This is a genomic window from Streptomyces sp. NPDC039609 (genome assembly GCF_055596705.1).
This window is the reverse complement of sequence record NZ_JBVIUJ010000007.1, coordinates 282,710-297,978: the sequence shown is the minus strand read 5'-3', so window position 1 is coordinate 297,978 and position 15,269 is coordinate 282,710. Positions and strand designations below refer to the sequence as shown.

Genomic DNA, 15,269 nt, shown 5'->3' with positions numbered 1-15,269 from the left:
CGCCCGTGCAGCCGGATGCCGGCCCGCCGCCCGGTTGGAGGCAACAGGATGACCGTCGGAGGGCGCGGGGACCCGGACCACTCGGAGAGCTTCGGGGAGGAACTGCTCGGGGTGCTCCTGGACCGGGCACACGAGCTGCCGCCGCACATGGTCGGCCCGCTCGTCGCCGAGACGGTGGCCCGCCTGGGGGGCCGCGAACCACAGATCCTGCTTCAGGACTACGGACAGCAACAGCTGGTCCCCCTGCCCGCCGACGGCGTGGGCGCCGGTGATCCGCAGCCCATCGACCGGTCCGAAGCCGGCCGGTGCTTCCTGGAGTCACGCCCCGTCGAAGTCCCGACGGCCGACGGCGTGCGGGTCCACCTGCCCCTGCTGGACGGCGGCGACCAGGTGGGGGTCCTCGCGGTCACCCTGGACGGGATCGACGACGACACCCGCCGCCTCCTGCGCAGGATCGCGGGCCTGGCGGCCGACCTGCTGCAGACCAAGAACGGCTACACCGACCTCTTCTTCCGCACCCGCCGCGGCGAACCGATGAGTGTCGCCGCGGAGATCCAGTGGTCCCTGCTGCCCCCGCTGTCGATGGTGATGCCGCGCGTCGCGGTCGCCGGAGTCCTGGAGCCCGCCTACGCCGTGGCGGGGGACAGCTTCGACTACGCCCTGAACGGCGACATCCTGCACCTCGCCATGATCGACGCCATGGGGCACGGCCTGGACGCGGCCACGATGGCCACGGTGGCCATCGGCGCGTACCGCCACGCCCGCCGGATCAGCATCGCACTGTCCGAGATCTATCTCTTCATGGACCGGGCCATCGCCGAGCAGTTCGACCCGGACCACTTCGTGACCGCCCAGATGATGCGCCTGGACACGGACACGGGGCGCCTCCAGTGGGTCAACGCGGGGCATCCCGCGCCGATGCTGATCCGCGCGCACCGCGTCGTACGCCGTCTGGACAGCCCCACGACCCTCCCTGTCGGCTTCGGAGGGGCCCAGCCGCAGGTCAGCGCGGTGGCGCTGGAGCCGGGTGACCGCGTCCTCTGCTTCACCGACGGCCTGATCGAAGAACACGAGAGCGGGCAGGAGCAGTTCGGCGAGGAGCAGCTGATCGACTGGGTGAACCAGCTGGAGCAGGCCGAGCACGGGATCCGCACGGTGGCCCGGGACCTGTCCCACACCCTCAAGCGGGCACGCGGCGAAACCACCTCGGACGACGCGACGCTCGTCCTGTTGGAGTGGCGCGGATGACGGAAGACCGTGCCACAACGTGCCAGGAGGAACGGTGTGAGCAAAGAGGTGAGGGTGAGTCAGTCCACCAGGTCGGCCGGGCGGGGCCCCAACCAGCTCGCCTCGTGCGTCGGGTCACCGGACCGGGCGGTGTCGGCCTGAGCTGCGCGTGCGCATGGCGATGTAGATGAGGTCTGCCACGAGCAGCACGATGCCGATGAACAGAAGGAAGAGCAGTCCGTCGGCAACGACGCCGATGATGCCCAGCACGATCGCCACGATGATCAGGGCCAGGAAAAGCGACACGAGGGCCACCTCCTCGGTCAGTCAGGGGGCTCAGCGGCGGGCCAGCTGCCGTTCACCGTTCGCCCCGGGCTCGTAGGGAAGGTCGTAGTGCCGGAAGACCGCTTCCTCGTCCCCGGCGGGAAGGACGCTGTCGGTTTCGATCGAAGGGCACTGCTTCACCAGCGCCTTGTCGTGAACGACCTTCACATAGCCCGGCCCCACCGTCGCCCCTTCCAGGGGGACGAACACCAGACGGTGCCGGGTGGGCAGGCCGACCCGGATCGTGGCCATGGCCGGCTCGTCGGTGCTGGTGTCGACATAGATCGCCTCCAGCTCTCCGATCCTGTGGCCCCGCGTGTCCACCACGTCCTGGGTTCGCCACTCACGGATGTCCGCCATCTGGATCATGCCGACTCCTCGCGGTCGGTCGCTGGTTCGGGAAGCGTGGCGACGAGGATCTCGGCGGCCTGGGTGACGTTGTCGGCTCGGACCGCGCGGGCCATGGCGTCACGTGCCGCGTCGGGCGTCGTGTCCGGCGGCACCACCATCAGGGCGAAGTGGTCGCTGTCGCCTCGGGTGATGAGGACGGTGTCGTCGCCGACGGGGAAGGAGTCGAGGTGCACGACCCGGTCGTCGACGACCACGCGAGTCGGGACCTCCTCCCAGGCGGCGGTGTCGAGGCCGACCCGTGTGATGGGACCGAGGTGCGCGGTGAGCACCTGGATCAGGGCGGGCAGCTCGGCCGCGATGTGCCGGGAGCGGGGCCACCAGGCGCCGTCGAGGACGCCTTCGCGGGCGGGCGTCGTCTGCAGCCGGAGCAGGGCCGTGCCGGGCTTCGCCGCTTGGTGGATCTCGTCCGGAAGGAGCTTGGGAGGGGTGGGGGCGTCTGATTCGGCCATGGTGCGTTCGCCTGACTGCGCGGCGCCGCCGACACCTCATGGCCGACGAGATACCGCCGTGGTTCTCACGGTACCCGCGTGCCTGCGGTCACGCCTTCGACCGCCGGCCGGGCGGCGTTCCCGGTCGGAGATCAGCTGGTCGGAAACCACTCGTCCGACCCCGGCGCGGAGTACGCTGAAGGTACCGGGAGTAACTCGAACACCCGCTCCCACGCGGACGTCGTTTCCGGCGATCAAGACACTGGGCCGTCCTGCAGGACGGCCCGGAGACGGGTCCGCGATCATGACGACCTTCGCACCCACCCTTTCGGCGCGCCTTTCGCTGACGCCGAAGACCACCCTGACCGGCCTGTTGGACGGTGCTTGGTGGCCGTACTCACGTGACCTCGAAGCCGAGCTTCCTCCCCTGGTCGACGCGCTGGAGGGCCGCTTCGGACGCATCACACGCGTCATGGTGAACCCCACTCGTTGGCCCGTCGTCCCGCACAAGGTTTCTGTCACCGGGCACACCGTGCACGTCGGCTGGTTCACCGAACAGGATCCCGACAAGATGATCCTGCTCTCCTACACCGTCGGCCGCTGCGATCTGCTGGTGATCCCGCCCGACGCCGAACCCGCCGCAGCCGCCCGGCTCATGACCGCCGCCGCCGTTCCCGGCAGCAGCCTCACCGCTGGTGTCCTCATGTCCGACGAGGCCGCGACCGGCCGCCGTATGCGGGACGCCCGAAGCAGCGAGGATTCCTGGGAGACCGAAGGCGGGTCCGCCCTGCCGCCGCTCCGGCACCCGGTCGTCGGCGCGCGGATGATCCCCCTGCCGGGGAACCCGCGGAGGTGACGTCATGGAGACCTTGATCGCGCTCGCGGCAGGCGCCCTCCTGATCGCGCTCGGCATGCGCCTGATCCACCAGCTCAACGCCCAGCACGACGCACGCATCGCGGCCTACCACTTCAGCGACCCCTACCCGGCCATCGCCCGTCCACCCGGCCACAGCCACCACCCGTCGACAGGGAAGGCCCCCAGCCGCCGGCTCACGGGCACCTGGCCCTGACCACCTCGGACCACTCCTCCGACCGAAGGCCGCGGGTGGGGCACCCGACACCCGGGACAACCCACCCGCCAGGCCTCTCGCGCCCGTGAAGGGACCACACACCTTGTACCCCATCGACATCCCGACCCTGCCCTCGGCCGGACACGCCGACATCCGCATCGTCGCCGCCACCCCCGAAGCCGCCCGCGCGGTCGCCGAAGTCATCCGCCGCTGCTTCGCCGGGGCGGAACAGCGCAGCTACCCCGTACCCGAAGGCGGCACCCGGCTCCACCTCACCGTGGACACCGAATCCGCCGCGGGACCCGCTCTCTCCTGGCTCACCACCAGCAGACCGCTCACCCGCACCGGCGCCCACGTCGACGAAGTCTGAGTAGCGCCGGACCTTCGCTTGGACCAAAGGACTCGATCATGGCGACTCTCCGCGAGCGACAGGGCTACCGCGAGCGGGTCCTGACCGCCCTGTACGAAGCCACCGAAGGCAACCGCCTCCTCGGAGTCCCGGGGCGGAAGCTGCGCAACGACCTGCGCATCCCGGAGGAAGACCTGGCCGCCGCCTGCACGTACCTCGCCGGCGAGGGCCTGATCAGCGTCGACTGGGAACCGGGCAACACACCTGCGATGGTCTCCCTCACCCACCTGGGCATCCGCCGGATGGAGGCGGAAGAAGAACGCGGCTGAGCCGGACTGCCCGAGGGCCGACGGTCCACCGCTCAGCCGGCACTTACGGCCCGCACGGCCCCACTTGCACACACGAACGAGGGGGAGGGGGCCTGCCCGAATGGCCTGCTCTCTCCTCCCGGCCCGTCCGGCCCGCAGTCGTACAATGGGACATGGATCGGCCACGCTCACGTGTGACGATCCGGAAGGGCGGCCCTGGCGGAGTGAATGCGCCGGGGCCGTTGCGACGACCGCCGCCATGAGGCCGCGCCCGACGTCATGTCGCCGCCCGGTACTGGTGCCCCACCTCGCGCGCGAGGTCCAGTCCGAGGACGCGGTCGAGAAAGGCGAACGTCTCGAACTTGGCACCTGCCGGTACGTCGGCGCGCTTCGCCACGGTGACCAGCGCGTCCAGGACGGCGGGGACGCCGAGGTCGTCAGCCAGCACGGCATGGGCGTCTCGCAGTACGTCGGCAGGGATCGGCCGGGACGGTTCCTGTGCCCAGTCGGCCACCAGCTGCCGCCAGTCCCCCAGCATCCGCCGGGCCTCGTCGAGCGCAGTACCGGTGACCACGACCGGCTCGCGGTAGGCGTGCCCGAGCATCAGCATCCTCGCGGCCAACGGATCGGTCCCCTCCGGGTCGACGGCGTCCAGAAGCCCAGGGAACAGGGAGTGGGCTCCGTCCGGGACGCCCCGCTCCCGGGAGACCGGGCCGACTTGGCCCACGTCGATTCGGGCCCCGCCGCCCGCGTCCTGTATGGCATTCCCATATGCGTGCACGTGAACATCGGCAGCGGCGCAGAGCGCTCCGTTCGGATGGTGGACGCCGACGGTGGCGGGCGGGTGGATGCCAAGAGCGGACATGGCGCGCTCAAGCGCCTGGGCCTGTACATGCGGCAGGTCCGGCGTGGTGACGAATGTGCGGGACTGCAGGCCGTGCAGCTCCGCGGTGCGCGCCAGTACATCACCGACCAGGAGCGCCCGCAGGTCCATCGTGCCGATCCCGGTGTCGCCGGCCGACAGGTGGACGCAGATGCTCAGCAGATGGCGGCTTACGGAGGGAATCTCCACGAGGTGGCCGGTACGGGTGTCGACGATACGCAGCATGATGCGGAGGCTAGTCGCGGAAGCCGCCGGCACCAGGGAGGACCTGACGAGTCCCGCGGGTCAGATTCCCGTCATCCACTCCTGAACGAAGGCCCAGGTCACCGACCTGGGCCTTCGTCCTTGTCAGGTCAGGCCGCGGACCCGAAGGCCGGCTCCGCGGCGGCCGTCCGTGTGGCGACGGTCGGTGTCAACGTCGTCCCCGGCTGCGGTCGGGGGCCTGGCGGGCGAGGTCGGTGACCGTGGCGGCGACGTGGTCCACCTCCTCCTCGGTGTTGTAGTAGTGCGGCGACAGACGCAGGCACCAGTCGACGTCCTTGTCCCCGAAGTCGAACTGGGCGAACTCGCGGAAGCTGAGTGCCGAGTTGATGCTCCGGGCGTCCATGGCCGCCTTGAACGGCTGCGGCTGCCAGCCCTCCACCGCGAAGGTGACGAGTGCGGCCAGTCGCGGACCGCGGTCGAGCACCCGTACCCCCGGGATGGGCTCGAGCCGGTCGCGCAGCCGGGCCGCGAGCGCGGGTGTGCGCTGTTCGATGGCCTCGATGCCGACCTCGCGGGCGTACCGTGTGGCGGCCGCGCTGCCGAGCACCGTGGCGTAGGGGAACTCCCATTCCTCGAACCGGGTTGCCGTCGGGGCGGGCTCGTAGGTGCTCGGCCCGGTCCAGCGGGCCCCGTGCATGTCGATGAACAGCGGTTCGTGGCCCGCCCGCAGGACGCGATCGGACACGTACAGGAATCCGGAGCCGCGCGGGCCGCGGAGGAATTTGCGGCAGGTGGCGGTGAGGAGGTCGCAGCCGATCTCCTCCACGTCGATGACGAACTGGCCCACCGACTGACAGGCGTCCACCAGGTAGAGCAGGTCCAGCTCCCGGCAGTGCCGGCCGATCTCGGCGATCGGCGAGACCAGTCCCGAGTTGGTGGGGACATGGGTGGCGGACACCAGGCGGGGCCGGTGGGTCCGCATCAGCCCGGCCATCGCCTCCACGTCGACGCCCCCGTCGGCGGTGTTGGGGGCGTGGACGATGCGTACGCCGAACCGCTTGCGCAGGGACAGGAAGGCGATCTGGTTGGAGACGAAGTCGTCGCGGGTGGTGAGGATGACGTCGTCGGCCTCGAAGGGGATCGAGGACAGCGCGTTGGCGTAGGCGTGGGTGGCGCTGCCCGCGAAGGCGATGTTGTCGGGCGTGGTGTTGATGAGCGCGGCGATCTCCGTGTAGAACGCGCGCACTTCGGTGGCGCGGGCGGCCGACGCCTCGTAACCGCCCATCCGTGCCTCGAGGTTCAGATGGCCGACCATCTCGTCGAGTACGGGGGAGGCAAGCAGTCCGCAGCCCGCGTTGTTGAAGTGGATGACGTTCCGACACCCCGGGGTGTCGGAACGCAGTGCGGCGACGTCCAGCTGAAGTGCTTCTCGACCAGAGCCGGTAGCGCTATTCTTATCTCTCATGAATGACGGTAGCACTTCTGGGGAGTTGGCCGACAGGCTTCGGCCGCTGCTCTCCCGGCTCTCGCCCGGTGACCGGCTCCCGAGCAGTCGTGAGCTGATCAAGGAGTACCGGGTCGGCCCCGCGACGGTGGCGCGGGCCATCGCCGCACTGGCCGCGGAGGGCGCGGTGGTGACCCGTCCGGGCAGCGGGACGTACGTGGCGCAGCGCACCCGCCCCCGTGAGGAGGGTTCCGGCACCGGCACCAGCACCGACTGGCAGACGGTCGCCCTCACGGACCGCGCCGTCGACACACACCTGATCGCCGACCCGCTCGGCCCCTCACCGGCCGGGACCATCCCCCTGGACAGCGGTTACGTGCACCGCTCGCTCCAGCCCACCCGGGCCCTGAGCGCGGCGCTGGCGCGGGCGGCACGCCGTCCGGACGCCTGGGACCGCGCCCCGGCCGGCGGTCTGACGGCGCTGCGCACCGTGTTCGCACGCATCGTCGGCGGCAGCGTGGCTCCGCAGGACGTCCTGGTCACCGCCGGCGGACAGAGCGCCCTGTCGATCGCGTTCCGGGCCATCGCCGGACCCGGCAGCCCGGTCCTGGTGGAGTCGCCCACCTATCCCGGCGCCCTGACCGCCGCACGCGCCGCGGGGCTGCGGCCGGTGCCGGTCCCGCTCGACGCCGAAGGCTTGCGGCCCGACCTGCTGGCCGACGCGTTCGCGATGACCGGCGCACGGCTGCTGTACTGCCAGCCCGCCTTCCAGAACCCGACCGGTACGGTGCTGGCGCCCGAACGGCGCCGTCAGATCCTCGATGTGGCGCGCGCCTCGGGCGCGTTCGTGATCGAGGACGACTTCGCACGGCACCTCGGGCACGGCGGCGCCGTACCGCGGCCGCTGGTCGCCGACGACCGCGACGGCACGGTCGTCCACGTCACCTCACTCACCAAGCCCGCGGCACCGAGCCTGCGGATCGGGGCACTTGTGGCCCGCGGACCGGTCATGGAGCGGATGCGGGCGGTGCGCCTGGTCGACGACTTCTTCGTCACACGCCCGCTCCAGGAGGCCGCGCTGGAAGTGCTCAGCTCCCCGTCCTGGGACCGGCACGTCCGCTCCCTCGGCACGGCACTGCGCGAGCGCTGCGCCGTACTGGCCGCCGCGGTCGCCCAGGAGATCCCGGGCGCGGCCCTGTCCGGGCTGCCGACCGGAGGCCTCCACCTGTGGGTCCGTCTGCCGCCCGGCGTGGACGACACCGTCCTCGCAAGCGCCGCCCGGCAGCACGGTGTCGCCGTGAGTGCCGGCAGCCGCTACTTCGCCACAGAGCCGCCGGCGGCCCACCTGCGCCTCGGGTTCGCCGCCACGGCCGACCATACGGAACTGACGCAGGGAGTACGCCGACTGGGAGCCGCGCTCGGCCACATGATCGACGACACTGTGACGCTCCGGACCGAAGCGCATCCCGGCAGGAGGCCGTAACACCATGTTCCACCGCTCTTCTCGTGTTCTCGGGGTCATGACCGCCCTCGTGGTCCTCGGTGGGACGGTGAGCGCCTGTGGGTCCGGTCTGTTCGAGCGTTGTGTCCCGGAGGAGTCCTCCGCGGCGAGCTCGGCCGATCTCACCGGCACGTTCGAGGGCGATCTGGATGCCGACGGCGCACGACTGACCCTCACCACCGCCCCGGGGCAGGCCGGCGGCACACTCACGGCGGAGAACTGGCCGACCGGGGATCGTCAACTGGCCGAACTCGGCGACGTCTTCGACGGCTCCGGCACGTGGGAGGTCGACCGCCACTCGGACCCGGACGACATCCCTCAGCTGCGGCTGTTCTTCGAGAAGCCGGAGGGCATTCTCCGCGGGGACACCGTGGACCTCCTGACGATCACCGCGGACTCCGAACGCACGGTCGTCTACGAGCACGACGACCCGGACACCTGCCCGGACTTCGTCCTGGAGCTGAAGAAGCCCTGAGGGAGCCGCCGCCACCGTGGCGGCCGTGACCCCTACCTTCTGGACCCGTCCGGCGGAGACTCGGGTAGGCGTCGGGCGAGTGCACGCTCACCGTCCTCACCCCTCCGTTGCGGAACCGATCCCCCGCGCCAGGCGTGTTCTCCTCTCAAAGCGGGGAGGCGCAAAGCGACGTCGGGAGGAGAGCCGATGAGCGACGGTGCGGCACTTGCGGAACGGATCGCCGAACGGCGGGCCGGGCGGGGCGATCCCAGGGACATGGTGGGGGAGTTGCGTCGGTCCCTGCTGCTGGTGCCGGTGGACTCCCGTGGCCTGTGGACGGCGGAGCTCGGCGGCGTGCGCTGGATCTGCGCCTTCACCGACGAGGCCTCTCTCGCCCGGTTCGCCCGAGCCCGGGGCGCTCACGTAGCGGACGAAGCCGCTGGGCCTGATGCCGATGGGCCGGAGGAAACCGATGCGCCGGAAGCGCCGGCGGCCGGTCCTCCCTGGGAGTTCGCCGAGCTGCGCGGTGCCCGTCTCCTGGACGAGATCATCCCCGCCATGGCCGTCCCCGCCGGAATCGCCGTCGACATCGCCGATCCCGACGGGGCGATGCTCTTCCCGCCCGCCCACGGCATCGTCCCCGACGCCGTCGCCGTCGACGTACCGGCCGAGGACGGGGGCGTCTGATGGGCGGCGGCGGGCCGGAGGACCTGCGGTTCGACGCGGAGAGCATCAAGCAGGTCACCGAAGGCCTTCGGGCGGCCACCGCCGAGCTGCGCGACATCGGTTCGGGCACGGGCGCCGTGCTCGGCAAGGGGTTCTCGGACCTGTCGATGACCGGCATGGAGGCCGGGCACCACGGCCTCTCCGTGGACTTCGAGGACTACTGCGAGCGCTGGGAGTGGGGCGTACGGGCACTGGTCCAGGACGCCAACACCCTCGCGGCGGCGCTGGGTCTCGCCGCCGGGATCGTCTGGGAGGAGGACCAGTACCTCCAGGGCACGTTCAAGATCGCGGTGAACGCCGCCGTCGGCAATCCGCACGCCTCCGAGGCGGATGTCGTCAAGCAGAACTGGGGTGACGTGTTCACCCCCGACTATCTGAACCCCGACTGGAGCGCCGAGTCCTTCGAGCGCGCCGGGGACGAGGCCGCGCAGACCTGGAAGGACACCGGGCGGGCGCTCGTCACGGAGGGGAACGGCGGGCGCCAGTCGCGGATCCTCAACGAGATGCTCGGCGTGGACCAGGGCGCCTTCGACCGCGCTGTGGACGACACCTTCGGCCCGTCTCCCGAGGAGCGGGCCGCCCAGCAGCAGCCGAACGCCGGGGGGAACTGACCGTGGGCATCGGGGATTTCGTCAGCGACATCACGCCCGACGTCGTCGAGGACGCGGTCGAGGACGGCGTGGAGTGGGCCGGCAACCGGGTCGAGGACGCCGGCGACTGGACCGCGGACCGGCTGGACGACGTCGGCTGGGAGTCAGGCGCGGACTGGGTGCGCGAGCAGTCGCGCTCGCTGGCCAACCGGATGGGCGCCGAGGTCGACGAGATGGACCTCGGACAGACCGAGGACAAGACCAAACTGATCTACGGCAGCCCGTCCAAGCTGCGCTCCACAGCCTCCCACCTGCGGGATCTCCAGTCGTCGTTCGACAAAGTGGGCAAGGGGCTCAAAGGGCTCGACTCGTCCGCCGTCAAGGGTGAGGCCGCGGACGCGTTCCGCGAGAGCGTGGCGATCGAGCCTCCGAAGTGGTTCAAGGGCGCGGACGCCTTCGGGAAGGCCGCCGACGCCATCGCGAGCTTCGCGCTGACGGTGGAGTGGGCGCAGATGCAGGCGCAGACCGCCATCGACAAGTGGAAGGCCGGCACCAAGGCGTCCGAGAACGCCGCGAACGCGCACAACAAGCAGGTCGACGACTACAACAAGGCCGTCGACAGCTACAACGCCCAGCCCGCCGACAAACGGAACCCGTCCTCCCTGCCGCCGAAGCCGGGCACGTTCAGCGATCCCGGCAAGGCGCAGATGGAGGAGGCGCAGGAGATCCTCGCCGAGGCCCGCAAGCAGCGGAACTCGGCCGCCGAGACGGCGCGTACGGCGGTCCGGGCGGCCCGGGACGAGGCCCCGGCCAAGCCGAGCTACGCCGAGCAGGCCATGGACGGCCTCGAGGAACTGCAGGTGATGAAGGACCACTTCGGCGCCGGCATCATCAAGGGCACGGCCGGCCTGGCCACCTTCGTACGGGGCATCAACCCCACCGACCCGTACAACCTCACCCACCCCGCCGAGTACCTCACCAATCTGAACAGCCTCGCCTCCGGCCTCGTCCTCGCCGCCAACGACCCGTGGGGCACGGGCAAGGCGATGATCAACGACTTCATGAAGGACCCCGCCGAGGGCTTCGGACGGCTTGTGCCCGACGCGCTGCTGACCGCGGCGACCGCCGGCGCCGGCGGCGCGGTCAAGGGCGTGCGGGTCGCCGCGGACGCGGCCGACATGGCCAGCGACGCCAACCGGGCCCGCCGGCTGCTCGACAACGGACCCAACGGCACCCACAACCGGCCCGACGGGCAGCGCCTGGTCGACGAGACCGACCCGGTGGACCTCGCCTCGGGGCGCATGTTCCTGCCCCAGACCGACGTGGTCCTGCCGGGCACGTTGCCGCTGGCCTTCACCCGGCGCGTCGAGTCCGGCTACACCGCCGGCCGCTTCTTCGGCCCGTCCTGGTCCTCCACCGTGGACGAGCACCTGGAGATCGACGCCCGAGGGGTCGTGCATGTCACCGACGACGGCCTCCTGCTCACGTACCCGCATCCCGTGCCCGGCGTCCCCACCCTCCCCGAGTCGGGCACCGTGCGCCGCCTTCTCACCCGCGACGCGAGCGGCGACTACGTCCTCACCGACCCCGAGTCCGGCCTGACCCGCCACTTCACCGCGCCGCCCGGTGTCGAGCCCGGGGACGACGGGGACGCCTGGCTCGTCCACACCGCCGACCGAAGCGGCCACACCGTCAGCGTCGACCGCGGTACGGACGGCACACCGCTCACCCTCGCCGACTCGGCGGGTCGCCGCCTGGCCGTCGCCACGGCGGACGGCCGGGTGACCGGCCTGGCCCTGGAACTCCCCGACGGCGCCCGGCAGGACGTCGTCCGCTACGCCTACACCGACGGCAACCTCACCGGCGTCACCCGACCCTCCGGCGCCACCCTCACCTTCGAGTACGACGACAGGCGGCGGGTGATCGCCTGGATCGACTCCAACGACAGCCGCTACGACTACGCCTACGACGAGCACGACCGGGTGATCGGCGAGGGAGGCCAGGCCGGACACGTCCAGCTCACCCTGGCGTACGGCACTCCCGACCCCGCCACGGGCCACCGCGTCACCACGCTGACCACCGCCGACGGCCGCGTCGTCCGCCATCTGATCGACAGTGCCTGCCGGGTCGTCGCCACCACCGACCCGCTCGGCCACACCACCCGCTTCACCCATGACACGCGCGGCAACCTGCTGACCCGCACCGACCCCCTGGGCCGCGTCACCGCCTTCTCGTACGACGAGGAGGGCCGGCTGCTCGCTGTCGTCCGCGCCGACGGCAGCCGCATCGGCACCGTCCGCGACGCGCGGGGCCTGCCGGTGGAGTTCACCGACGCGGACGGCGGGCGCACGCTCCAGGAGTTCGACGACCTGGGCAACCTCATCGCGGTCACGGACCCCGGCGGCCGCACCACCCGGTACGCGTACGACGACCGCGGCCATCTCCGCTCCGCCACCGACGTGTTCGGCGCCGTGACCACCTTCCGCTGCGACCCGGCCGGACTGCCCGTGGAGGTCACCGACCCGCTCGGCGGCACCACCCGGTGCGAACGGGACGCCTTCGGCCGGCTCACCCGCATCACCGACGCTCTCGGCGCGGCCACCACCCTCGAATGGAACGCCGACGGCGATCCCGCCCGGCGCACCCTCCCCGACGGCTCCACCGAGTCCTGGTCGTACGACGGCGAGGGCAACTGCACCGCCCACACCGACGCGACGGGCCTCACGACACGCTTCGAGTACACCCACTTCGACCTGCTCTCCGCCCGCACCGGCCCGGACGGCGCCCGCCACACCTTCGAGCACGACGCGGCGCTGCGCCTCACCAAGGTCACCGACCCGCAGGGCCTGACCTGGACGTACGACTACGACCGGGCCGGCCGGACGGTGTCCGAGACCGACTTCGACGGGCGTACCGTCGGCTACACCCTCGACCCGGTCGGACAGGTGGTCACCCGCACCACCCCCACGGGCGAGACCGTCTCCTACGAGCGGGACGCGCTCGACCGGGTCGTCCGGAAGGACGCGGCAGGCGCCGTCACCACCTACGCGTACGACACGGCCGGACGGATGATCCGGGCCACGGGCCCCGACTGCGAGCTGCTCCGGACGTACGGCCGCCGCGGCGAGCTCAAGGCCGAACTCGTCGACGGCCGCCCCCTCATCTACGGCTACGACGACTCCGGGCGCCGGGCCCGCCGCGTCACGCCCACCGGACACGTCACCTCCTACGGCTACGACGCGGCCGGCCTCCTCACCCGGCTGACCAGCGGCACACGCCGGATCGCGTTCGCCCACGACGCGGCGGGACGCGAGCTGCGCCGCGCCTTCGGCGACACGGTGGCCCTGGCCTCGGCCTGGGACGAGGCCGGCAGGCTGACCGGACAGCACCTCACCGCCGGCGACCGCACGGTCAACCGCCGCACGTACACCTACCGCGCCGACGGGCACCTCACCGCGCTCGACGACACCCTGCGCGGCTCGTTCCGCTACGACCTGGACGCCACGGGCCGGGTGACGACGGTGACGGCCGCCGGCTGGACGGAGACGTACGCCTACGACGCGGCCGGCAACCAGACCTCCGCGTCCTGGCCCGACGGCCATCCCGGCCACGAGGCGACCGGGCCCCGCAGCTACACCGGAACGGTGGTGACCCGCGCGGGCGCGGTGCGGTACGAGCACGACGCCGGCGGCCGGATCACCCTGCGCCGCAAGACCCGGCTGTCCCGGAAGGCCGACACCTGGCGGTACACCTGGGACGCCGAGGACCGCCTCACGGCCGTCACCACGCCCGACGGCACACGCTGGCGGTACCGGTACGACCCGCTGGGCCGGCGCACGGCGAAACAGCGACTGGCCGACGACGGCGAGACGGTCGTCGAGGAGGTCCGGTTCACCTGGGACGGCTCGACCCTGTGCGAACAGACCACCACCGCCCCCGGGATGCCCCACCCCGTCGCCCTGACCTGGGACCACCGGCAGAACCGGCCGCTGGCCCAGACGGAGCGCGTCCTCGGCACGGACGCCTCCCAGGAGGTGGTCGACGAACGCTTCTTCGCGATCGCCACCGACATCGTGGGAACCCCCACCGAACTCGTCGACGAGGCGGGCGAGCCGGCCTGGCACGCCCGCGCCACGCTCTGGGGCACCACCGCGTGGAACAGTTCCGCGACGGCCTACACCCCGCTGCGATTCCCCGGGCAGTACTACGACCCCGAAACCGGCCTCCACCACAACTACTTCCGGCAGTACGACCCCGAGACCGCCCGCTACCTGACGCCCGACCCGCTGGGCCTCGCCCCGGCGCCCAACCCGGCCGCCTACGTCCACAACCCGTTCACCTGGTCCGACCCGCTGGGTCTCTCGCCGTACCGGGGCCTCGGCCTCAGCGACGAGGCGATGGCCGCGATCCAGAAGCTGGAGAACATCAAGGCCGACCCGATCGGCCGCATCAACTCCGACCCCGACCACAACCACTACTCGGCGGCGCGGCGGGAGGCGGGGGGCGAGGTGATCAAGCTCAAGGACAACGGCAAACCGTTCGACCACGTCGAGGACCTCACGCAGGGTATGCAGGGCCTGGAGAACGTCCGCAAGGTCCTGTGGAAGGAGATGGAGCGGCTGCCCGACGGCATGACGGAACGCGGCCTGGAAGTCCTCCTGAAGAAGCACGACGAGACCGTCTACCACCTCGACCGTGTGAAAGGCTTCCTGCACCAGATCCAGAACCGGAACGGAACGTCAGGCGGATGACCGACGAGAACGGCCACGAGGCCGAGGTACGGGACCGGTGGGCCCGGCCGGAGGGCGCCTCCGTCCTTGCCGGACTGCGCGACGCGCTGACCGGCGGCGGCGACTGGCGCTCCCTGGTGCGCGCGTGGACACAGCCCTGGGGCAACGACAACGACCTCGCCGGCATCCCGCTGGCGGGGGTCGACCTCACGGGCGCGGACCTGACGGGCGTCCACCTGAGCTATGCCGACCTGCGGGGCGCCGACCTCAGCGGCTGCGACCTCACCGACGCGTTCCTGACCGGCACCGACCTGGGCGGAGCCACCCTGGTGAACGCGACGCTGACGCGGGTGAACGGCGGCCTCTGCGACCTCACCGGCGCGGACCTCAGCGGCGCCCGGGCGGACGACGCGACGTTCTCCCGGGCGCGGCTGATCGGCGCCACCTTGCGCGGAGCCTCCCTGCGCCGCGCGAAGCTCGTCGGCGCCGAGCTCACCGACGCCGACCTGTCGCACGCGGACCTCACGGAGGCCGTGCTGATCGCGGCAAGGACCGAGGGGACGGTCCTGACCGACGCGATTCTGGAGGGCGTACGGCGCGGGTCGCTGAGGCCGTAGCCC

General features: G+C 71.5%; 16 protein-coding genes. 11 read left to right on the top strand and 5 right to left on the bottom strand.

What is annotated here, in order from left to right:
• Positions 1 to 48: 48 nt before the first annotated feature.
• Positions 49 to 1,248: a PP2C family protein-serine/threonine phosphatase gene (locus ACZ561_RS22530; protein ID WP_470997857.1), complete on the top strand. Its 1,200-nt coding sequence runs from the start codon at positions 49 to 51 to the stop codon at positions 1,246 to 1,248.
• A gap of 114 nt (positions 1,249 to 1,362) precedes the next feature.
• Here the strand turns inward: ACZ561_RS22530 and ACZ561_RS22525 are convergent, their stop codons facing one another.
• The 3 genes from ACZ561_RS22525 to ACZ561_RS22515 are packed head-to-tail and all read right to left on the bottom strand — an operon-like array spanning position 1,363 to position 2,411.
• A complete protein-coding gene (locus tag ACZ561_RS22525) occupies positions 1,363 to 1,533 on the bottom strand; it encodes a hypothetical protein (RefSeq protein ID WP_470997854.1) in 171 nt (56 codons plus the stop codon).
• Between the two features lie 30 nt (positions 1,534 to 1,563).
• Positions 1,564 to 1,920 (bottom strand): PRC-barrel domain-containing protein, encoded by a 357-nt coding sequence (locus ACZ561_RS22520; RefSeq protein WP_470997851.1) that lies wholly within the window; start codon positions 1,918 to 1,920, stop codon positions 1,564 to 1,566.
• Complete coding sequence (locus tag ACZ561_RS22515) at positions 1,917 to 2,411, bottom strand: DUF5994 family protein (protein ID WP_470997848.1); 495 nt, start codon at positions 2,409 to 2,411, stop codon at positions 1,917 to 1,919. Before ACZ561_RS22515 ends, ACZ561_RS22520 begins: the two co-directional genes overlap by 4 nt.
• A 283-nt stretch (positions 2,412 to 2,694) precedes the next feature.
• On the opposite strand from ACZ561_RS22515, the gene ACZ561_RS22510 reads away from it, so the two are divergent.
• The 4 genes from ACZ561_RS22510 to ACZ561_RS22495 all read left to right on the top strand — a co-directional run bounded on the left by ACZ561_RS22510 (position 2,695) and on the right by ACZ561_RS22495 (position 4,138).
• Positions 2,695 to 3,246 carry a DUF5994 family protein gene (locus ACZ561_RS22510; protein ID WP_470997845.1) on the top strand — a complete coding sequence of 184 codons (552 nt, stop codon included), beginning with the start codon at positions 2,695 to 2,697 and terminating at the stop codon, positions 3,244 to 3,246.
• A gap of 4 nt (positions 3,247 to 3,250) precedes the next feature.
• Entirely contained in the window at positions 3,251 to 3,460 is a 210-nt protein-coding gene (locus ACZ561_RS22505) for a hypothetical protein (protein ID WP_376438691.1), read from the top strand.
• Positions 3,461 to 3,563: 103 nt separating this feature from the next.
• On the top strand, positions 3,564 to 3,830 hold the full coding sequence (locus tag ACZ561_RS22500; RefSeq protein WP_470997842.1) for a hypothetical protein: 267 nt from the start codon (positions 3,564 to 3,566) through the stop codon (positions 3,828 to 3,830).
• A 38-nt stretch (positions 3,831 to 3,868) separates the two neighbouring features.
• Complete coding sequence (locus tag ACZ561_RS22495; protein WP_470997839.1) at positions 3,869 to 4,138, top strand: hypothetical protein; 270 nt, start codon at positions 3,869 to 3,871, stop codon at positions 4,136 to 4,138.
• A 256-nt stretch (positions 4,139 to 4,394) separates the two neighbouring features.
• Here ACZ561_RS22495 and ACZ561_RS22490 read toward each other — a convergent pair whose 3' ends face one another.
• Together ACZ561_RS22490 and ACZ561_RS22485 are read right to left on the bottom strand one after the other, a co-directional pair.
• Positions 4,395 to 5,225, bottom strand: coding sequence for a hypothetical protein (locus tag ACZ561_RS22490; protein WP_470997836.1), 831 nt, complete (start codon positions 5,223 to 5,225; stop codon positions 4,395 to 4,397).
• 187 nt (positions 5,226 to 5,412) lie between these two features.
• On the bottom strand, positions 5,413 to 6,669 hold the full coding sequence (locus ACZ561_RS22485) for an aminotransferase class V-fold PLP-dependent enzyme (protein WP_470997833.1): 1,257 nt from the start codon (positions 6,667 to 6,669) through the stop codon (positions 5,413 to 5,415).
• Between ACZ561_RS22485 and ACZ561_RS22480 the strand changes: the two genes are divergently transcribed.
• The 6 genes from ACZ561_RS22480 (at position 6,668) to ACZ561_RS22455 (ending at position 15,266) form a co-directional block, all read left to right on the top strand.
• Positions 6,668 to 8,131 carry an aminotransferase-like domain-containing protein gene (locus ACZ561_RS22480; protein ID WP_470997830.1) on the top strand — a complete coding sequence of 488 codons (1,464 nt, stop codon included), beginning with the start codon at positions 6,668 to 6,670 and terminating at the stop codon, positions 8,129 to 8,131. The genes ACZ561_RS22485 and ACZ561_RS22480 overlap by 2 nt on opposite strands.
• 37 nt (positions 8,132 to 8,168) lie before the next feature.
• The gene (locus tag ACZ561_RS22475) at positions 8,169 to 8,624 is read left to right on the top strand and encodes a hypothetical protein (RefSeq protein WP_470997828.1); all 456 of its coding nucleotides are present in this window, start codon (positions 8,169 to 8,171) and stop codon (positions 8,622 to 8,624) included.
• A gap of 186 nt (positions 8,625 to 8,810) precedes the next feature.
• Positions 8,811 to 9,290, top strand: a complete 480-nt coding sequence (locus ACZ561_RS22470; protein ID WP_470997825.1) for a hypothetical protein — start codon at positions 8,811 to 8,813, stop codon at positions 9,288 to 9,290.
• On the top strand, positions 9,290 to 9,940 hold the full coding sequence (locus ACZ561_RS22465) for a hypothetical protein (RefSeq protein WP_376438711.1): 651 nt from the start codon (positions 9,290 to 9,292) through the stop codon (positions 9,938 to 9,940). Before ACZ561_RS22470 ends, ACZ561_RS22465 begins: the two co-directional genes overlap by 1 nt.
• 2 nt (positions 9,941 to 9,942) lie before the next feature.
• On the top strand, positions 9,943 to 14,670 hold the full coding sequence (locus ACZ561_RS22460; RefSeq protein ID WP_470997822.1) for a putative T7SS-secreted protein: 4,728 nt from the start codon (positions 9,943 to 9,945) through the stop codon (positions 14,668 to 14,670).
• Positions 14,667 to 15,266 (top strand): pentapeptide repeat-containing protein, encoded by a 600-nt coding sequence (locus tag ACZ561_RS22455; protein ID WP_470997819.1) that lies wholly within the window; start codon positions 14,667 to 14,669, stop codon positions 15,264 to 15,266. The genes ACZ561_RS22460 and ACZ561_RS22455 overlap by 4 nt, the downstream gene beginning before the upstream one ends.
• Positions 15,267 to 15,269 lie beyond the last annotated feature (3 nt).

What these genes read in the sequence shown, in the direction of transcription:
- ACZ561_RS22470 (WP_470997825.1), top strand. Translation starts at nt 8,811, where the DNA reads ATGAGCGACGGTGCGGCACTTGCGGAACGGATCGCCGAACGGCGGGCC.
- ACZ561_RS22520 (WP_470997851.1), bottom strand. Translation starts at nt 1,920, where the DNA reads ATGATCCAGATGGCGGACATCCGTGAGTGGCGAACCCAGGACGTGGTG.
- ACZ561_RS22515 (WP_470997848.1), bottom strand. Translation starts at nt 2,411, where the DNA reads ATGGCCGAATCAGACGCCCCCACCCCTCCCAAGCTCCTTCCGGACGAG.
- ACZ561_RS22510 (WP_470997845.1), top strand. Translation starts at nt 2,695, where the DNA reads ATGACGACCTTCGCACCCACCCTTTCGGCGCGCCTTTCGCTGACGCCG.
- ACZ561_RS22495 (WP_470997839.1), top strand. Translation starts at nt 3,869, where the DNA reads ATGGCGACTCTCCGCGAGCGACAGGGCTACCGCGAGCGGGTCCTGACC.
- ACZ561_RS22455 (WP_470997819.1), top strand. Translation starts at nt 14,667, where the DNA reads ATGACCGACGAGAACGGCCACGAGGCCGAGGTACGGGACCGGTGGGCC.
- ACZ561_RS22530 (WP_470997857.1), top strand. Translation starts at nt 49, where the DNA reads ATGACCGTCGGAGGGCGCGGGGACCCGGACCACTCGGAGAGCTTCGGG.
- ACZ561_RS22465 (WP_376438711.1), top strand. Translation starts at nt 9,290, where the DNA reads ATGGGCGGCGGCGGGCCGGAGGACCTGCGGTTCGACGCGGAGAGCATC.
- ACZ561_RS22480 (WP_470997830.1), top strand. Translation starts at nt 6,668, where the DNA reads ATGAATGACGGTAGCACTTCTGGGGAGTTGGCCGACAGGCTTCGGCCG.
- ACZ561_RS22490 (WP_470997836.1), bottom strand. Translation starts at nt 5,225, where the DNA reads ATGCTGCGTATCGTCGACACCCGTACCGGCCACCTCGTGGAGATTCCC.
- ACZ561_RS22505 (WP_376438691.1), top strand. Translation starts at nt 3,251, where the DNA reads ATGGAGACCTTGATCGCGCTCGCGGCAGGCGCCCTCCTGATCGCGCTC.
- ACZ561_RS22485 (WP_470997833.1), bottom strand. Translation starts at nt 6,669, where the DNA reads ATGAGAGATAAGAATAGCGCTACCGGCTCTGGTCGAGAAGCACTTCAG.
- ACZ561_RS22475 (WP_470997828.1), top strand. Translation starts at nt 8,169, where the DNA reads ATGACCGCCCTCGTGGTCCTCGGTGGGACGGTGAGCGCCTGTGGGTCC.